This is a genomic window from Marinobacter sp. F3R08 (assembly GCF_018860425.1).
In the GTDB taxonomy this organism is placed as follows: Bacteria; Pseudomonadota; Gammaproteobacteria; order Pseudomonadales; family Oleiphilaceae; genus Marinobacter.
The window spans coordinates 264,702-280,325 of sequence record NZ_JAHKPI010000025.1; the positions used below are offsets into that span (position 1 = coordinate 264,702).

A 15,624-nucleotide genomic window follows, 5' to 3' on the forward strand; every position below is an offset into this window, starting at 1 on the left:
TATGAAGTGTTACGCGATGATCGCTCTTGGAGCTGGCATCCTCCTGGCCTTAACTTCTGTTGTACAGGCCCAGGATGCCGCCGATGTGGTAACCATTGAGGGCGCACGCATTCGTGGCGACCAGGAAATGCCAACGGTGATGTATCTGGTGCCCTGGCAGCCTCCTGAAGTCGGTGAGCTGCGTGGGCCGGAGGAGCGCCCGATGGTGGGTCAGGGCCTCAGCCCCCTGGAACGTTATGAGTTCCAGCGGTTTATCCAGTACCACGAAGCGTTCCTCAAACAGACTGAAGCGGCAACTGGAGGTTAGAGTGTGATTTCTGTCACGTTTTGACTGTGTTGTTGCGCAAGATTCAACAAACCCTCACACAGACTTTCGCGAACTTACCCTCCGAGTGGAAGGTCGCGCATAGACTGTTCTGAAAACCGTACCATGGAGTGCCCAGAAATGATCGATACCGCCGTTCGCTTCTTTCAGGAAGGTGGCTTTTTTATGTTTCCGATCGCAGTTGTTCTGATTGTCGGACTCGTAGTTGCCATCGAACGTTACGTCTACCTTTCCGCTCAGAAACTGACCAACCGCCGTGATTTCAATCGCCTGCACCAGATGATTGCCAAGCGTGATCTGAAGGGTGCACTGAACTATACCCAGGAATCCGGGAGTGCCATGTCGACCATGATCGGCTACGGTCTTCAGCGTCTGGCTCGCCGCCAGGGTCGGGAAGAGATTGAGTACGCGATGGAAGAGGGGCTTCTGGATGTTATGCCCCGGCTGGAAAAGCGTACCCAGTACCTGGCAACACTGGCCAATATCGCCACTCTGCTAGGCCTGCTGGGCACCATCATTGGTTTGATTGCGGCATTTACGGCGGTTGCCGCAGCTGATCCTGCCCAGAAGGCCAGCCTGCTGTCGCAGAGTATTTCCGTGGCCATGAACACTACGGCTTTCGGGCTGATGTCGGCTATCCCCATGCTGCTTATCCATTCCGTTCTGCAGACGAAAACAAATGAAATCGTGGACAGTTTTGAAATGGCCGGCATCAAGGTCCTGAACCTGCTCAGCGATGGTTCCGGCAACAAATCTGCGGCTCAAGCCCAGGCTCCCAGTCCCGGTTCTGCCCAGGTAGCGACAGCGGCCGGTAGTCCGGCCTGATAACCAGCAAGAAGGATGTCAGGCCATGAGACGGAAACATCGTCGCCTACAGAGTGAAGCAGATCTCGATATCACGCCGTTCATGAATCTCATGATCGTACTGGTGCCGGTTTTGCTGCTGAACATGGTATTTGCTCACACAAGTGTGTTGGAGCTGAACTTTCCGACCGGTGAGAGTCTGTCGGCGGAGCAGGCCGAAGAGCTTCAGATCCAGGTCGTAATCTATGAAGATCGTCTGGTGGTTGCCGACAACCAGGGCGGGGTGATCAAGAACATCGCACGGCTTGAGGGCGAGTATGATTTTGCCGTGCTCAAGGACGTCATGAAAGAGATCAAGAGCCGCGTTCCTGACAAGAAGGATGTGATCATCATGCCCTCCCGCGAGACCTCCTATCAGGCGCTGGTCTCCGTGATGGATACCGTACGTTCTTACGAAGCGGTCGTTGCCGGCAGTGTTGTGGAAGCTGAACTGTTTCCTGAAATTTCACTGGGTGATGCGCCGGTCCGGAGTAGTGCATCCGGGGAGGCAAGTTCATGAAGGAATCTGCCAAGGCTCGTCGCCAGAAACGTCACTACCGGCGTAACAAGGGCCAGGGAAAAATGAACCTGGTGTCGCTGATGGATATCTTCACCATCCTTGTGTTCTTCCTGATGGTGAACTCCTCTTCCGACGTTCAGGTACTGAATCAGAACAGTACCATTAAATTGCCGGATTCTTCGGCAGAACAGCCCCCTGGCGATGTTCTGGCGTTGACGGTGACGGATCGGGATATTCTGGTCAACGGGCGGGTTGTTGTTAAGAGGGATGCTTTTCAGATGTTTGAGGGACAGGTGGAGCCGGCCCTGAAACAGGAGCTGGACTACCAGGCCGGCCGTTCATCGACTCCGGCGCCGGATGCTGGCCGACCGATTACGATTCTCGCGGACCGGGAGCTACCTTACGAACTTCTGAAGAAGATCATGTCCACCTGCGTGGACGCCGGTTATGCCAGCATTTCTCTGGCTGTTAATCAGCGTGCGGAAGAGGGGGCCTGATCGTTATGGATTATCGGAACAGATTGCCCTGGAACCAGGACCGCGGTGAGCGCAAAAGGCTGCTGACTACCGCCGTGGTGGTTGTGCCGCTGTTTTTCGCTTTTGCAGGTTACGTCAGCTGGGTAGAGCTGCCTGAGCGCGACAGGCAGGAACAGGAAGCCTTGCCGCCTCAGTTGGCCAAATTGATAATCGAAAAAAAGGAACCGCCGAAACCCGTGCTGCCGGAACCAGAGCCGGAGCCCGAACCCGAACCACCGAAACCTGAGGAAAAACCGGTAGAACAAGCGAAACCGGAGCCCGAACCTGAGCCGGTTCCTGAACCGGTTGTGCCGGAACCGGAACCGGAACCGCAGGTTGCCGACAAACCCGAGCCGAAGCCGGAAGAAGTGGCCGAAGCCCGTGAAAAGGTTAAGAACACGGGCATCCTGGCCATGGGTAACGAGCTTTCGAAACTCAGCTCCCTGGCAGAATCGGTCAAGCTGGATGGTCCGGTCACCAATACCGCCGAGCCCATCGCCCGAAAAGCCGGCGACACGCTGGCGTCCAGAGCTGCTGCAAACAGCCGGAGCAGTGGTGTGAACGAAGAAGCCCTGAACCGGGAGGCCCGTCAGGTTGCATTGGCAGAACGCCAGCGTGCCGAAGTGGCTGAGGCAGCAAAGGTTGCCGCTGCCAAAGAAACGGCCCGTCGTGAAACACAGGAAACGGCCGCCAGAACCCGGAGCAAGGAAGAGTTGCGTCGTACCATGGATGCAAACAAGTCGGCCATCTACAGCATTTACAACCGGGAGTTGCGTCGTAAACCTTCGCTCCAGGGAAGTATTACACCGGAGCTGGTCATTGAACCGAGCGGAGCAGTCTCCAGTTGTTCGGTGGTGGAATCCACACTCAATGAGCCGGCACTCGAGAGTAAGATCTGTAACCGGCTGAGGCTAGTGGATTTCGGAGCCCGTCCCGGTGTCGATCAGACTAAAATTCGGTACCCGATTGAACTGCTGCCCAGCTAGGACGCCAGGCAGCAGCATGGATTCAGTGTTTGCGGGTGGTGGCAGCGACCACCAGGCTTACTACTCCGGAACCGGCCAGAGCGCCAACAAAGGGCATCAGGGTCGGAATACTGCCGGGAAAGCTGGCAGCTTCCAGGCCGGCTGAAAAGCTGCCTCCGGTGAGCCAGCCGGGCAAAATGGCGCCAAGAAGGCCAGCCAGACAGCCCAGAATGGCGGCTCGTGTTGTCATTTTGCCCCAGAGTCCCATAAGCACAGGCAACACTGCTGTGGCGCAAAGCAGGTCGGCGATCAGGAAAAGCCGCAGTACCGAGATTCCCTGCAAGGCCACAAGAACAACCGGAACCATGAGTAAAACGGTGAACCATCGGGCGCTGACAATCGACAGGCCCTTTTTCTCGGTAACCGCCAGTGACGCGAGGGCGTTCTGCAGCGTATCCACCGACGAGGCGACCAGTGTGATCGCCAGAAGAAGTGCCGGCAGAGCCAGCCAGGCCGGGGCATCGGTCAGCAAGGCAAAGAAGGGAATCGGTGGATTGCCAAGATCGGCGCCGCTCATCGCCGCCAATATTCCCAGCCCGCCAACGACTGCAACAACGACGATTGTGATCACCCCGCCCAGAAGCGCTCCCCGGCTGAGAGCGTTGGTATCCCGGGCCGACCATAATCGTTGCCAGTAACCCTGATGAAAAAGGTTCGCTGCCGTTACGGCGATTACCAGGGTCAGTGCCACGCTCAGGGCTGCGGAAGTCGGGATGTCCGGGAGTGCCGCCGGAGTTGCGTCCGGGAGCTTGCCTACAGCGACGAAGCCGACAATTGCGAGCAGGGCGATCAGTAACAGAGCCTGCCACTGATCAGTAACGATGCTGGCGCGGAGGCCGCCGACTGCTGTGTAGATCAATGTGGTGACCGCAACGCCAATCACCACGACGCCACCGTCAATATTGGAAAGCAGTGAGGTGATGGCGCCGATAGCCGTGAGCTCTGCTGTCAGGAAGCACAGCATGTAGAGTACGGAGATCAGAGAGACGTAGCGGCGAACGCCATTGCCATAGCAGGCGTCGGCAAACTCACCAATGCTACGGCCCTGGGGAAGGAAACGACGGATGGCGGGCCCACAAAACGCGAACACAATAAAGGGTAGTGCGGCACCAAGAGCATAGCCTGCCAACGCCAGGGGACCGACCAACGCGCCTACCTCTGGTGGCGCAAACAGAATCCATCCTCCCATGCCGGAGGCAAGAAAAGAGAATCCCAGAGCGCGCGCTCCCTGGCTGTTTCGAGCTGTTACGTAGTCGTCCAGACCACCGTCAGCGAGACGGGCTCTGAGCCCGAGCCAGGCAAACAGGATCATGGCGGCTGCAATGGCCGCGAGGGTGGTATAAAACATCAGATGGTTCTCCGCCGGTCGTCCAGCGCGCCATAGTGCCACAATGGCGAACCCGGGGCGAGATCATGTGCCCCGGAGAAAGCCGTGCCTGACCCTTGGCCCCTGCGGCAGATCTAACACTGGGCCGCCTCAGCAGCTTTGACCTTTACATAACGTCCAGGTGCATCTTCGATTGCGGTGAGCTTCCCTTCGCCCGGGATGCGAGCAGGTACCTCACTGTCCGAGAAACGAGCAACCCAGGTAAGCCAGTGAGGCCACCATGAGCCAGGGTGATGTTCAGAGTTTTCAAACCAGGCGTCTGCATCTGGCACAAGGCTGTTATTGGTCCAGTAGCCGTACTTCTCCTTGTAAGGGGGATTGATTACACCAGCGATATGGCCAGAGCCTGAGAGCATGAAACGGACGTCACCACCGTGGGCGAGGGCACCCTTGTAGGTCGTTTTCCATTTGGCGATGTGATCCTGTCGTGCGGAAAGGAAAAAGGAGGGTACATCAATCTCGGACAGATTGATGGATTCCCCGAGCAGGTTCAGGGAATCCGGCTGCACCAGCCGATTGTTCAGGTACATCTGACGCAGGTAAAAGCTGTGCATCCGGGCCGGCAGATTGGTGCCATCGGTATTCCAGTAGAGCAGGTCAAAAGCGGCTGGTTTCTGTCCTTTCAGGTAATTGTTGGTCCAGAACGACCAGAATAATTCGTTTTCCCGCAACAGGTTGAAGGTAAATGCCATGGCGCGGCCATCGAGGTAGCCTTTGCGCTCAAGCATTCGTTCGATACCCTTGATCGAGTGATCGTTGATGAATACCCCGATGCCACCTGGATCCGAGAAGTCCAGCAATGTGGTCAGATAGGTGGCACTGAGCACCGGACTGCGTCGCTTCTTCGCCAGCCACGCCAGGGTTGAACCCAGCAGGGTGCCCCCGATGCAGTAGCCGATCGTATTCATCTGTGCTTCGCCGGTAGCTTCGGTGACTGCCTCCATAGCGGCCAGAGGCCCCAGTTCCATGTAGTCGTCCCAGCCTTTGTCTCGAAGAGAGGGGCCGGGGTTGCGCCAGGAGATAATGAATACTGTCTGGCCCTGGTTCACAAGCCACTGGATAAACGAGTTCCTGGCGGTCAGGTCGAGGATGTAATACTTGTTGATCCAGGGGGGAACAATCAGTAAGGGCGGTTTGCTCACCGTTTCTGTGGTTGGCGAATACTGGATAAGCTGCATCAGTTCATTCTGGAACACCACCTTGCCCGGAGTGGTTGCCAGGTTTCGACCGACCTCGAAAGCAGAGCGATCCGTCATTCCGACGTTGAACAATGATGGGTTCTGGCGCAGGTCTTCAATCAGCTGTCGACCACCGTCAATGAGGTTCATACCTTTGCGTTCCCAGGTGATTCGAAGCACTTCCGGATTGGTAACCGGGAAATTCGACGGTGACAGCGCACTGGTCAGTTGCCGTGCGTAGAACTGCATCTGGTCTCGTCCTGCCTGTGGCATACCCTCCATGCTGGCTACCCAGTCGAGGAACACTCGGGCATTGATCAGATAGGCCTGGTGCAGTACATCAAACAGCAGGTGCTTATGCCAGTCTTCGGCCTGGAAACGTCGGTCGTCCGGATCGGGTTCAGCAACGGGCTGTTTGGCTTTGCCAGTCAATCGGGCAAGGGTGTAATACCCCAGTGCAGTATGCTTGCGAGCCAGATCCAGCTCCGCACTCGCGAATCGGAGTGGATGCAGTAGCAGATCCTCTGCCATCGTACGGTAGGCATCCGACATTTCCGTGATCGTGGAGAGAGTTGCATCATCCAGGATGCCCGCATCTCCAAGCCACTTCTCCAGTTGCTGCTGCCCCTGGCGGACGTTGGTTTCAAAGCTGTTGATGATGTGGCCGGCGGCTTTGCCGAGCGTATCCAGACCGAACATAACAATCCCTTATTTGGAAGCTTTCGCGGCAGGTTCGGTCTTCTCCTCCGGAGATTTATCGAACACTTGCTGGATTTTCTGCCGGCTTTCACTGAAATAATCCTGCCAGGCTTTCCAGTCTGCGGTGAACCCTTCACCCAGGGACTTCAGGGTTTCTGCCTGATCTCCGGCCAGACACTTCAGACCCTCCAGGTCGCGGACTTCAGACACCTTTTGGGCTTGCTCCACCGTGACATCGGCATACCGGTGGAAGGTGTCCATCTGAAGTTTCGAGGCCTTACCGAACTGCTCCAGCAGGATTTCATTCAGGCGTGTCGTTTTCTCGAAAAACTCCCTATTCATGGTCACAACTCCTTTGCATTCAGGTTGGGGGATTCCGTATTTTGCCTCACCGGACCTGATGCATTTTTGACCAGCATCAATCTGGGGCGCAGCTTATGCTTTACTGTAAGAATATGTTTCCCCGACATGGCAGGAGGTGCCATATGACTGACCGGAAATCCGAACTGGAAACGCTGAAAGCAGACTTGACGGCCAGGCTTTCCCGATATGAAGCGCATCAACATCGGGAAGACGGGGCGTTGGACAAGGATTTTGAGGAGCAGGCTACTCAGACTCAGAATGACCAGGTGGTTGACTCACTGGAGACTGAAACTCGTGCGGAACTCGCACAAATCGAATATGCCCTGGCGCGGATCGAGAAAGGTGTCGGCAGTGATTGTGAGTCCTGTGGCAAGGCCATTGACCCCCGTCGCCTGCAAGTTCTGCCGTATACCACTGTGTGTGTGGCTTGTGCAGAAAACTGATTGACTGTATGGAACCGGGGGCGGCAGACAGCAATGGGTCTCCGGTATTCCGGACCCGGAGGCTGACGAAAACGTATCGTCAGGGAGAGGTTAAGATCCATGCTCTGCGTGGTGTCGATCTGGACCTCTATGCTGGAGAACTGGTTGTTATGCTGGGAGCTTCTGGTTCGGGAAAATCGACCCTTCTGAACATTCTCGGCGGATTGGATGTGCCATCCTCGGGTGAAGTGCGGTATCGCGATATTGAATTGAGTGCAGCCGGAGACCGGGAACTGACCCAATACCGCCGTGAGCACGTTGGTTTCGTGTTTCAGTTTTACAATCTGATTCCCAGCCTGACCGCTCGGGAAAATGTTGCTGCAGTCACCGAGATTGCGTCCAATCCCATGTCGCCCGAAGACGCCCTGGCGTTGGTTGGACTGACAGCGCGAATCGACCACTTTCCGGCCCAGCTTTCCGGTGGTGAGCAGCAGCGAGTCGCGATTGCCCGGGCCATCGCCAAACGTCCTGAGGTACTGCTGTGCGATGAGCCAACCGGAGCCCTTGATTCGGCCACCGGCGTGCTGGTTCTCGAGGCACTGGACAAAGCCAACCGGGAAACGGGCACCACGACCGTTATCATTACCCATAATGCATCGATTGCCGGCATGGCGGATCGCGTGATTACGCTCTCCGACGGCAATATCAGTGGCGAACGGCGTAACAAGCAGCGCCAGGACCCCCGGACTCTGTCCTGGTAACAGGGCGGGAATGTGAGTGTGATGGCCTCCAATGCTCTGAACACGGTTCTGAATATCAAGTTACGCCGGGAGCTCTGGCAGATGCGGGGTCAGGTACTGGCTATTGCGCTGGTGATTGCTGGCGGAGTGGCGGTTTGTGTGATGTCCCTGGTGAACTACTCGTCATTGCTGGCAACCCGGGCCCAATATTACGAACAGAACCAGTTTGCTGATGTATTTTCCCCTCTGAAACGCGCCCCGCGCCATACTCTCCAGGACATAGATTCCCTGCCAGGTATCAAAAGACAGGAAGGACGGGTTGAGGGTGCGGCGAAGCTGGAGATCCCGGGTTTCCGGGATCCGGTATCGGCCCGGCTGGTTTCGATTCCTCCGGAAGGCCAGCCAGATATCAACCGTCTCTTTATTCGTCAGGGACGGCTTCCGGACGTTGCCCGAAGTCAGGAGGTCGCGGTTATCGGAAGTTTTGCAGAGGCTCATGGCCTGGCACCTGGCGACAGTTTTCAGGCCATTATCAACGGTCGGCGACAGGCGCTTGTTGTGACCGGCATTGTTGAGTCACCGGAGTTTATCTACGTTATTCCGCCCGGAGGCATGCTACCGGATTACCTGCGTTACGGGGTGCTCTGGATGAACAGAGAGGCGCTTGAATCGGCCATGGACATGGTGGGGGCCTTCAACAGTCTGGTGGTGACGCTCAGCCCGGGCTACTCTGCGGCCTCCGTCGCTGATGCCCTCGACCGACTGCTGGCCCGTTATGGCGCGATCGGGGCCTATGGGCGGGATGATCAGTTCTCGCATCGGTTTCTGAGTGATGAGCTGAATCAGCTGAAAACCATGGCAACGGTGTTCCCCCTTATTTTCATGGGTGTAGCCATGTTTCTGTTGAATGTGGTGATTGGTCGCCTGATCAGCACCCAGCGGGACATCGTTGCCGTGCTCAAAGCCTTTGGTTACAGCAATCGTCAGGTTGCCTGGCATTACAGCAAGCTGGTCATTGTGATTGCGCTCGTCGGATTGGTGATCGGCCTGGTCCTTGGGCTCTGGCTCGGCAGAGCGTTGGGGGAGCTGTACATGGATTTTTACCGGTTCCCCGGTTTGTTGTTTCGTCTTGATCCTCTCTGGGTACTGCTGCTGGCCGCATTGACGATTGCTGTCGCCTGGCTGGGTGCCTGGAGGGCCATCAGTAAAGCAGCTGCCCTGCCGCCCGCTGAAGCCATGAGGCCCGAGGGGCCTGCCAGCTACCGGGTTACCGGCGTGGAAGTGCTGCTTTCGGGCATCCGGTTCTCCGAAACCTCGCGCATGATCCTGCGTCAGCTCTCCCGCAGGCCGGTCCGTTCGCTGTTGTCCATGAGCGGCATCGCCATGGCGACAGCCATCGTGATGGTCGGAAATTTCCAGTTTGATTCGGTATCCCTGATGGTGCATACACAGTTTGCCCGGGTGCAACATCAGGATCTGGCTGCAACTTTCATTGATCCGGTCAACAGTGCAGTACTGTTCGGCTTACAAAGACAACCGGGAATCCGTTACGCCGAGGGCCGTCGCACCATCCCGGCCCGTCTGATTTCTGGCCACCGGGAGTGGCGAAGTTCGGTGACTGGAATACCGGAGGATGCGCGGCTGCAATTTGTTGTCGACAGTAATCTCCAGAGCGTCTCATTACCGGTGGAGGGCCTGTTATTGACCGATTATCTGGCCAAGGAACTTGGAGTCAGCCCGGGCGATGTGCTCGAGGTGGAATTGCTTGAAGGCGACCGGAGAAAGATCAGGATTCCTGTTGCCGGTGTGACCAGCGAATTTCTTGGTGTCGGCGCCTATATGGATCTGGCGGCTCTGAACCGGGCGCTGGGTGATGGACACCTGATCAATCAGGCCATGATTAATCTGGATTCGGACAGGGCATCGGAAGTCTACGGCAGCCTTCGGGATACACCGGGTGTGCTTGGCCTGAGCATGCGCCAGGCCATGCTGGACAGTTTTTACGACACTCTCGCCAAGACGTTCCTGACGTTCACGTATTTCAACAGTCTGATGGGAGGCGTGATTGCTTTTGGTGTTGTCTATAACACCATTCGTATTTCCCTGGCTGAAAAAGGTCGGGAACTGGCAAGCCTGAGGGTGCTCGGGTACACCCATAATGAAGTTGCGCATATATTGCTGGGTGAGGTGGCGCTTATGCTGCTGTTTGGTGTTCCGCTCGGCTGGTTCATCGGGCAAGGCATGGCACTGCTGATCGTTACCGCGATGCAAACGGAGCTTTACCGTGTGCCTCTAACCATAACTAGCCAGACCCTCGGTATGTCAGCACTGGTTGTGGTGGTATCGGCGATCGCTTCCGGGCTGATTGCGTGGTGGCGGCTAAAGAAACTGGATCTCGTGGCCGTGCTGAAAACGCGGGAATAGGCGCTGTGGAAAACGGGGAGTGAATAGTCGCTATGGCAGCAAAATGGTACGCAGGAAAATGGTTGTTCTGGGGCGTGTTCGTGCTGCTGGCGATCGCTGCGTTTGTGGTCACGGTTCGTCCTGATCCTGTTTGGGTGGATCTGGCGCCGGTAACCCGCGCGCCAATGGAAATCACGATCAAGGAAGAGGGAAAAACCCGGGTACGGGACCGCTACGTGGTCTCATCGCCGGTGGCCGGCTACCTCCACCGGATTCAGTTGGAAGTGGGGGACAGGGTTGTTCCGGGAGAACTGCTGACAGAAGTGGACCCCATGCCGGCCAGTACCCTGGACGCGCGCAGCCGGGCGGAAGCGGAGGCGAAGGTGCAGTCAGCCCGTTCGGCACTCAACTCCACCCGTCAGAAAGTTTCAGCAGCGGAGGCCGAGGCGGACCTGGCATTGCGGGAACTGGCGCGCCTGCAGGCACTTGGCGGTGACCATTTCATCTCCGAGGAGCGCTTGCAGCAGGCAAAGGCCGCTGCTGACAGATCGCAGGCCATACTGCGTTCAGCGCGCTTTGATGAGGAGGTAATGGCCCACGAACTGGCAGCAGCGAGAACCCGCCTCGAGGTGTCTGCCGCCCGGGCTTCTGGCAACGGAGAGGTGGAGCGGGTACCGGTGAGATCCCCGGTCAACGGCTCCGTCCTGAGCATTGTCCGTAAAAGCGAGGGAGTCATTCAGGCAGGCGAGGCCATCCTGGAGCTCGGTGATCCCGGCGCACTGGAGGTGGTTGTCGATGTGTTGAGTTTCGATGCGGTAAAGCTCAGCCGGGGCATCACTGCGCGGCTGACCGGGTGGGGCGGCAGCACCCTTGATGCCGTGGTCCGGAGGGTTGAACCGGTTGGGTTCGAAGATGTGTCGGCTCTGGGCGTAGAAGAAAGGCGGGTTCAGGTGGTTGCGGACATCACCAGCCCGCCGGATACCTGGCAGACTCTCGGGGATGGGTACCGGGTTGATGCGGAGTTTCTGCTATGGCATTCAGACCATGTTCTACAGGTTCCCGAGTCGGCAATCTTTCGTAGTGGCGGCCAGTATCAGGTATTCCGCGTTGTGGACGACAGTGCCGTGCTCACGAACGTATCGATTGGACGTACAAACGGGTTTCACACAGTGATAACTGAGGGGCTCGCCGAGATTGATACGGTCGTCCGGCATCCGGATCGCCAGCTTGAAGACGGCAGCAGGATCAGGATCCGGTAAGGGGCTGTATCGCTGTTACCTACCAAAGTCATGAAACAGTTCTCAAATCCCCCCCGTAAGGCCCCGTCTGCAGCGACAGATTTGAGGCACAGTTATCTTTAAGGGCGCAGGCTTTTCGGTATCTTACCGTAACAACATGTAACCCGATCGATAACGTGACCAATAAAAACAGGGACTTCGTCTGACATGCTTCTGGTGCTCGCTGGATCCATTCTTACTTTTACCATGGTGCAGGAAGCAACCGTGGTAGAGCCTTTGGAGCAGGGCCAGATCGTTATTCAGCAGGATGTCGATTCGAGCCCGATTGAATTGCGATCCGATATCCGGGTTGAGCCTCTGGTCGAGCAGAAATTCCGGAATATTGTGCGTCAGGCCTATGACTACAGCTGCGGAAGCGCCGCGCTGACGACGGTGCTGAATTTTTATCTGGGGCGCACACTGTCGGAGCGACAGGTCATGGAAGGGCTGCTGCATTATGGTGAGAGCGAGCGCATCGTCGAACGGAGAGCCTTTTCCATGCTCGATATGAAGCGCCTCGTTACCGCTCTTGGTTATCCATCAGGTGGATTCAAGGCCACCATCGATGACCTGAAGGATCTCGACCATCCGGCCATCGTTCCCATTCATCATGCGGGTTTCAAACATTTTGTGGTGTTAAGGACGATCCGCGACGGGCGCGCGTACCTGGCAGATCCTTCTGTCGGCAATATCTCCTTTACGCTCGCTCAGTTCGAGGAGAAATGGGATGACAACGTGCTTTTTATTGTCTTTCCGGGCAGCGACAAACCATTGGACAACCTTGAGTTGAAGGAGGAAGACCTTCGCTTCGTGGACGACCAGACGATGACCCTTCTGGCGCTGGAACGGATACCGGTGTTTCACGAATCCACACAGAGGCGGATCCAGAATTTGCTGGAACGCCAGAAGAACAATCCCGACGGAAGTGCTGAGAATACTCGAAAGCAGCTGTATTACCGTCGTCATTAAATCATCGGGAAAACCCCGGGTCAGGAACACTACAAATACAACAAGGGAGTCAGGATGAATCGTTGGTTAGCGCGAGGTTTTATCCTTGTTTCCACGGCAGGCCTGCTTCCGGGCCTGGCCCTGGGACAGGACGGGAGTGTTGATCAGGCGCGGGAAGCGCTGGCCCGGCAGGAAGGCGACGAGGACGCTTCTCAGCAGCTTGAGGAGGTGTTCCAGGCTGCGGAGAAGAATTATTCATTGCAGAAAAAGGGCTCCCACGCTCTGAACTATTCGTTCGACTATTCCTTCACCGCAGACCAGCGGCTGGATCTGGCTATCACCAACGGATCGGTAACAAATCTGGATGTCGTACCTTCGGCAACTCACAGTTTTACGAATTCGTTCTCTTACGACTATGGGTTGTTGGACAACCTGACGGTAGGTGCCCGGATTCCGCTGTTGGTCAAGTACGACACCCAGGACGAGCTTAACGTCTATGATTTTGGTGACATTTCCTTTACCGGACGCTGGCAGCCATTTGCTTATGTTCCCGGCAAGGTATCGACGACGTTATTTGGAACTCTCTCCAGTAAGACGGGTGTCAGCCCCTATGAAATTGATATCAATGAACAACTGTCCACTGGCAGTGGGTATTATTCCATCGGAGGCGGAGCAAGCCTGTCCAAAGTCCTTGATCCGGTAGTGATCTTTGGTTCGTTGAGCGCCACCTATAACTTGCCGGCTGAGAATCTGCAGCAGGTTCGTGGTGCGCGTCTTCTGGCGGAGGTGGATCCCGGGTTCGGGCTGTCCGGTTCAGCAGGTTTTGCCTACTCCCTGTCCTACGATATCTCATTGAGCATTTCCGCCCAGCTTAGCTACAGCGATGAAACGGTCCTGACGTTTTCCAATGGCGAACAGGCCGTGGCACAGGACCAGATGACTGGCTTTCTCAGCATGTCCCTGGGAACCCGGATCAGCGATACCACCATCGTGAATACCAGCCTGGGAATCGGCCTTACCGAGGACGCACCTGACTTTTCGCTGGGGGTGTCCCTGCCTATTAACTTCTCCGGTCTCAAAGAGTGATTGGTGTCGTTGACGATCGACGGGAAGGGAAGGATTAAATGCGACAGCAAAGCTACAACCGTCAGATTCTCGCTGCTTTTGTCACCACGATTTTATCCTGTGGTGCGCAGGCTCAGTTGGCGCAGAATCTGACCATACACCCCAAAGCGTTGGCGCTGGGTAACGCCGTGACTGCCGACCCGCCGGGACTCATGGCGATTCATTACAACCCTGCTGGTCTGACCAAACTGGATGGGCGTCAGCTGGAAGTGAACCTGATGAGCGTCTATCTGGACGTTGATGCGGATTTCACAGCACCGGAAGGTTATGAGATTTTCGGCATTGACGGGCTGGAGATTGATCCTCAGACCGGAAAGCAGAGGGACCCGGTTGCCAATACCCACAGTCACAGCAATAACGTGGCCCTGTATCTGCCGGGATACGGTATCTTGCGCGCGCCTCCCGGGCCGGCTCTCGCGCCTTCAGCAGGTATCAGCATCAATTCTCCGGGTTCCAGGCTGACCTTCGGTAATGCTTTTTACCTGCCGTTGGCCGCCGGTTTCTACCGCGATAAGGACGATCCTGGCCGTTACCAGCCACAGGCTACGGCTTTGCAGCGCACGACGTATCTTTCGCCCACCGTGGGCTATGAAATCAATGACGAATGGTCCGTTGGAGCCGGTATTCACCTGTCTCACATGGGGATCGCAGCAGACCAGTACATGCGTGCTCCCAACCTGCTCCTGGGGGTAGCGGAAGTGTTACAGGACGCTTTCAACTGTGAGAGTGGTGATGAGCCGCTTCAGCCCTGGCTGGCACTTTGTGGCGGTAACATCGGCCCCTGGGATGATATCGGTGCCCTGAATATCAATGTTCAGGAAACTCTGTCCCCCACCTATGCCCTGGGTGTGATCTGGGAGCCAACAGACTGGTTCAGCTGGGGGGCGAGTTATACCTCTGAAGCTGAAATGAACATGAAGGGCACGTTCGAGATTCAGTACACCGACGATTGGTCAGGTTTCTGGCAGAGTGTTAACGGATCCGTTCTTGGTGCCATTACCTCGGCAATCCTGAGCCTGCCGTCTGGTGCGCCCAAGGAATCCGGCAACGTCAGTATGGATCTGGTGTATCCGCAGCATTTCCAGACTGGAATCAGTGTCGACGTTCACCCGAAGCTGACTCTCAACGCAGACATAGGCTGGACCGATTACAAGCAATGGGATGCCTTTGTATTCAGGTTTGATCGCAACCTGGAATTTCTCAATGCGGCCAGGATCCTGTCTCCGGACAACGCCACGTCAAATACCCTGCGACTACCTCTGGGCTTCAAGAGCCAATGGAACTGGGCGTTTGGAATGGAATTTCATGCGTCTTCCCGTCTGGACCTTCGGGCCGGTGTGGAAATACGGGATTCCGTCATCCCCGATGATCAGCGACAGGTTATGGCACCGTTCGGGGGAGCCAACCTCTACAGTGTCGGTATGGGGTATCAGTGGGACAAGAACACCGAGGTTGACATGAACCTCAGTTACCTCCACTCGATAGAGTCAATTCCCGCCAACACAAGTTGCAACGTAAACTGTGACAACATTACTAACATTATCTACAACCCCTATGCGGGCCTCGATATAAAAACCTCGTTACGGGTTGTGATGGCGGGCCTCAGCTTTCGGACAAGGTTCTGATTGATGCCATCAATAAAAGGGTAGTCATTTGCCGTGATCAACGGTTCTGTATTGAAATCAGTCACCAGCCTCTTTCTGGCCGCTCTTCTCGGAGGCTGCCAGATTGGTGGCTCCACGGTATCCAAACAAGAAGGCTACTTTACCTGGGTAGATGAGCAGGGGAGGGTTCGATACTCTCCTGTGGCCGGAGTCGCAAATACGGATACTGACGATCCAGGCGATCCAGGCG

The 15,624-nt window shown here is 56.2% G+C and carries 15 protein-coding genes; 12 read left to right on the forward strand and 3 right to left on the reverse strand.

From position 1 onward, the window contains the following. Position 1 precedes the first annotated feature (1 nt). The 5 genes from KO499_RS16560 (at position 2) to KO499_RS16580 (ending at position 3,189) form a co-directional block, all read left to right on the forward strand. The gene (locus KO499_RS16560) at positions 2-307 is read left to right on the forward strand and encodes a hypothetical protein (protein ID WP_215984865.1); all 306 of its coding nucleotides are present in this window, start codon (positions 2-4) and stop codon (positions 305-307) included. A 138-nt stretch (positions 308-445) separates the two neighbouring features. Next, complete coding sequence (locus KO499_RS16565; protein ID WP_215984866.1) at positions 446-1,150, forward strand: MotA/TolQ/ExbB proton channel family protein; 705 nt, start codon at positions 446-448, stop codon at positions 1,148-1,150. A 25-nt stretch (positions 1,151-1,175) separates the two neighbouring features. After that, positions 1,176-1,688 (forward strand): ExbD/TolR family protein, encoded by a 513-nt coding sequence (locus KO499_RS16570; protein WP_215984867.1) that lies wholly within the window; start codon positions 1,176-1,178, stop codon positions 1,686-1,688. Next, positions 1,685-2,185 carry an ExbD/TolR family protein gene (locus KO499_RS16575; protein ID WP_215984868.1) on the forward strand — a complete coding sequence of 167 codons (501 nt, stop codon included), beginning with the start codon at positions 1,685-1,687 and terminating at the stop codon, positions 2,183-2,185. Before KO499_RS16570 ends, KO499_RS16575 begins: the two co-directional genes overlap by 4 nt. A gap of 5 nt (positions 2,186-2,190) precedes the next feature. Next, positions 2,191-3,189: an AgmX/PglI C-terminal domain-containing protein gene (locus tag KO499_RS16580; protein ID WP_215984869.1), complete on the forward strand. Its 999-nt coding sequence runs from the start codon at positions 2,191-2,193 to the stop codon at positions 3,187-3,189. 22 nt (positions 3,190-3,211) lie between these two features. Here KO499_RS16580 and KO499_RS16585 read toward each other — a convergent pair whose 3' ends face one another. From KO499_RS16585 to KO499_RS16595, 3 genes are all read right to left on the reverse strand, one after another. After that, positions 3,212-4,576, reverse strand: a complete 1,365-nt coding sequence (locus tag KO499_RS16585; RefSeq protein WP_215984870.1) for a sodium:solute symporter — start codon at positions 4,574-4,576, stop codon at positions 3,212-3,214. A gap of 113 nt (positions 4,577-4,689) precedes the next feature. Next, positions 4,690-6,492: a PHA/PHB synthase family protein gene (locus KO499_RS16590; RefSeq protein WP_215984871.1), complete on the reverse strand. Its 1,803-nt coding sequence runs from the start codon at positions 6,490-6,492 to the stop codon at positions 4,690-4,692. 9 nt (positions 6,493-6,501) lie between these two features. Continuing rightward, positions 6,502-6,834: a phasin family protein gene (locus tag KO499_RS16595; protein WP_215984872.1), complete on the reverse strand. Its 333-nt coding sequence runs from the start codon at positions 6,832-6,834 to the stop codon at positions 6,502-6,504. A gap of 143 nt (positions 6,835-6,977) precedes the next feature. On the opposite strand from KO499_RS16595, the gene KO499_RS16600 reads away from it, so the two are divergent. The 7 genes from KO499_RS16600 to KO499_RS16630 all read left to right on the forward strand — a co-directional run bounded on the left by KO499_RS16600 (position 6,978) and on the right by KO499_RS16630 (position 15,395). Further along, a complete protein-coding gene (locus tag KO499_RS16600) occupies positions 6,978-7,298 on the forward strand; it encodes a TraR/DksA family transcriptional regulator (RefSeq protein ID WP_215984873.1) in 321 nt (106 codons plus the stop codon). An 8-nt stretch (positions 7,299-7,306) separates the two neighbouring features. Next, entirely contained in the window at positions 7,307-8,038 is a 732-nt protein-coding gene (locus KO499_RS16605; RefSeq protein ID WP_215984874.1) for an ABC transporter ATP-binding protein, read from the forward strand. Between the two features lie 21 nt (positions 8,039-8,059). Next, on the forward strand, positions 8,060-10,441 hold the full coding sequence (locus KO499_RS16610) for an ABC transporter permease (RefSeq protein ID WP_215984875.1): 2,382 nt from the start codon (positions 8,060-8,062) through the stop codon (positions 10,439-10,441). 32 nt (positions 10,442-10,473) lie between these two features. Continuing rightward, complete coding sequence (locus tag KO499_RS16615; RefSeq protein WP_215984876.1) at positions 10,474-11,679, forward strand: efflux RND transporter periplasmic adaptor subunit; 1,206 nt, start codon at positions 10,474-10,476, stop codon at positions 11,677-11,679. Between the two features lie 186 nt (positions 11,680-11,865). Then, on the forward strand, positions 11,866-12,666 hold the full coding sequence (locus KO499_RS16620; RefSeq protein WP_215984877.1) for a C39 family peptidase: 801 nt from the start codon (positions 11,866-11,868) through the stop codon (positions 12,664-12,666). A 54-nt stretch (positions 12,667-12,720) separates the two neighbouring features. Further along, positions 12,721-13,731: a transporter gene (locus KO499_RS16625; RefSeq protein WP_215984878.1), complete on the forward strand. Its 1,011-nt coding sequence runs from the start codon at positions 12,721-12,723 to the stop codon at positions 13,729-13,731. Positions 13,732-13,769: 38 nt separating this feature from the next. Beyond that, positions 13,770-15,395, forward strand: coding sequence for an OmpP1/FadL family transporter (locus KO499_RS16630; protein WP_215984879.1), 1,626 nt, complete (start codon positions 13,770-13,772; stop codon positions 15,393-15,395). The last annotated feature ends 229 nt before the right edge of the window (positions 15,396-15,624 follow it).

Excerpts from the sequence above, each read along its gene's own strand:
- KO499_RS16560 (WP_215984865.1), top strand. The coding sequence starts at position 2 with ATGAAGTGTTACGCGATGATCGCTCTTGGAGCTGGCATCCTCCTGGCC.
- KO499_RS16565 (WP_215984866.1), top strand. The coding sequence starts at position 446 with ATGATCGATACCGCCGTTCGCTTCTTTCAGGAAGGTGGCTTTTTTATG.
- KO499_RS16570 (WP_215984867.1), top strand. The coding sequence starts at position 1,176 with ATGAGACGGAAACATCGTCGCCTACAGAGTGAAGCAGATCTCGATATC.
- KO499_RS16575 (WP_215984868.1), top strand. The coding sequence starts at position 1,685 with ATGAAGGAATCTGCCAAGGCTCGTCGCCAGAAACGTCACTACCGGCGT.
- KO499_RS16580 (WP_215984869.1), top strand. The coding sequence starts at position 2,191 with ATGGATTATCGGAACAGATTGCCCTGGAACCAGGACCGCGGTGAGCGC.
- KO499_RS16585 (WP_215984870.1), bottom strand. The coding sequence starts at position 4,576 with ATGTTTTATACCACCCTCGCGGCCATTGCAGCCGCCATGATCCTGTTT.
- KO499_RS16590 (WP_215984871.1), bottom strand. The coding sequence starts at position 6,492 with ATGTTCGGTCTGGATACGCTCGGCAAAGCCGCCGGCCACATCATCAAC.
- KO499_RS16595 (WP_215984872.1), bottom strand. The coding sequence starts at position 6,834 with ATGAATAGGGAGTTTTTCGAGAAAACGACACGCCTGAATGAAATCCTG.
- KO499_RS16600 (WP_215984873.1), top strand. The coding sequence starts at position 6,978 with ATGACTGACCGGAAATCCGAACTGGAAACGCTGAAAGCAGACTTGACG.
- KO499_RS16605 (WP_215984874.1), top strand. The coding sequence starts at position 7,307 with ATGGAACCGGGGGCGGCAGACAGCAATGGGTCTCCGGTATTCCGGACC.
- KO499_RS16610 (WP_215984875.1), top strand. The coding sequence starts at position 8,060 with ATGGCCTCCAATGCTCTGAACACGGTTCTGAATATCAAGTTACGCCGG.
- KO499_RS16615 (WP_215984876.1), top strand. The coding sequence starts at position 10,474 with ATGGCAGCAAAATGGTACGCAGGAAAATGGTTGTTCTGGGGCGTGTTC.
- KO499_RS16620 (WP_215984877.1), top strand. The coding sequence starts at position 11,866 with ATGCTTCTGGTGCTCGCTGGATCCATTCTTACTTTTACCATGGTGCAG.
- KO499_RS16625 (WP_215984878.1), top strand. The coding sequence starts at position 12,721 with ATGAATCGTTGGTTAGCGCGAGGTTTTATCCTTGTTTCCACGGCAGGC.
- KO499_RS16630 (WP_215984879.1), top strand. The coding sequence starts at position 13,770 with ATGCGACAGCAAAGCTACAACCGTCAGATTCTCGCTGCTTTTGTCACC.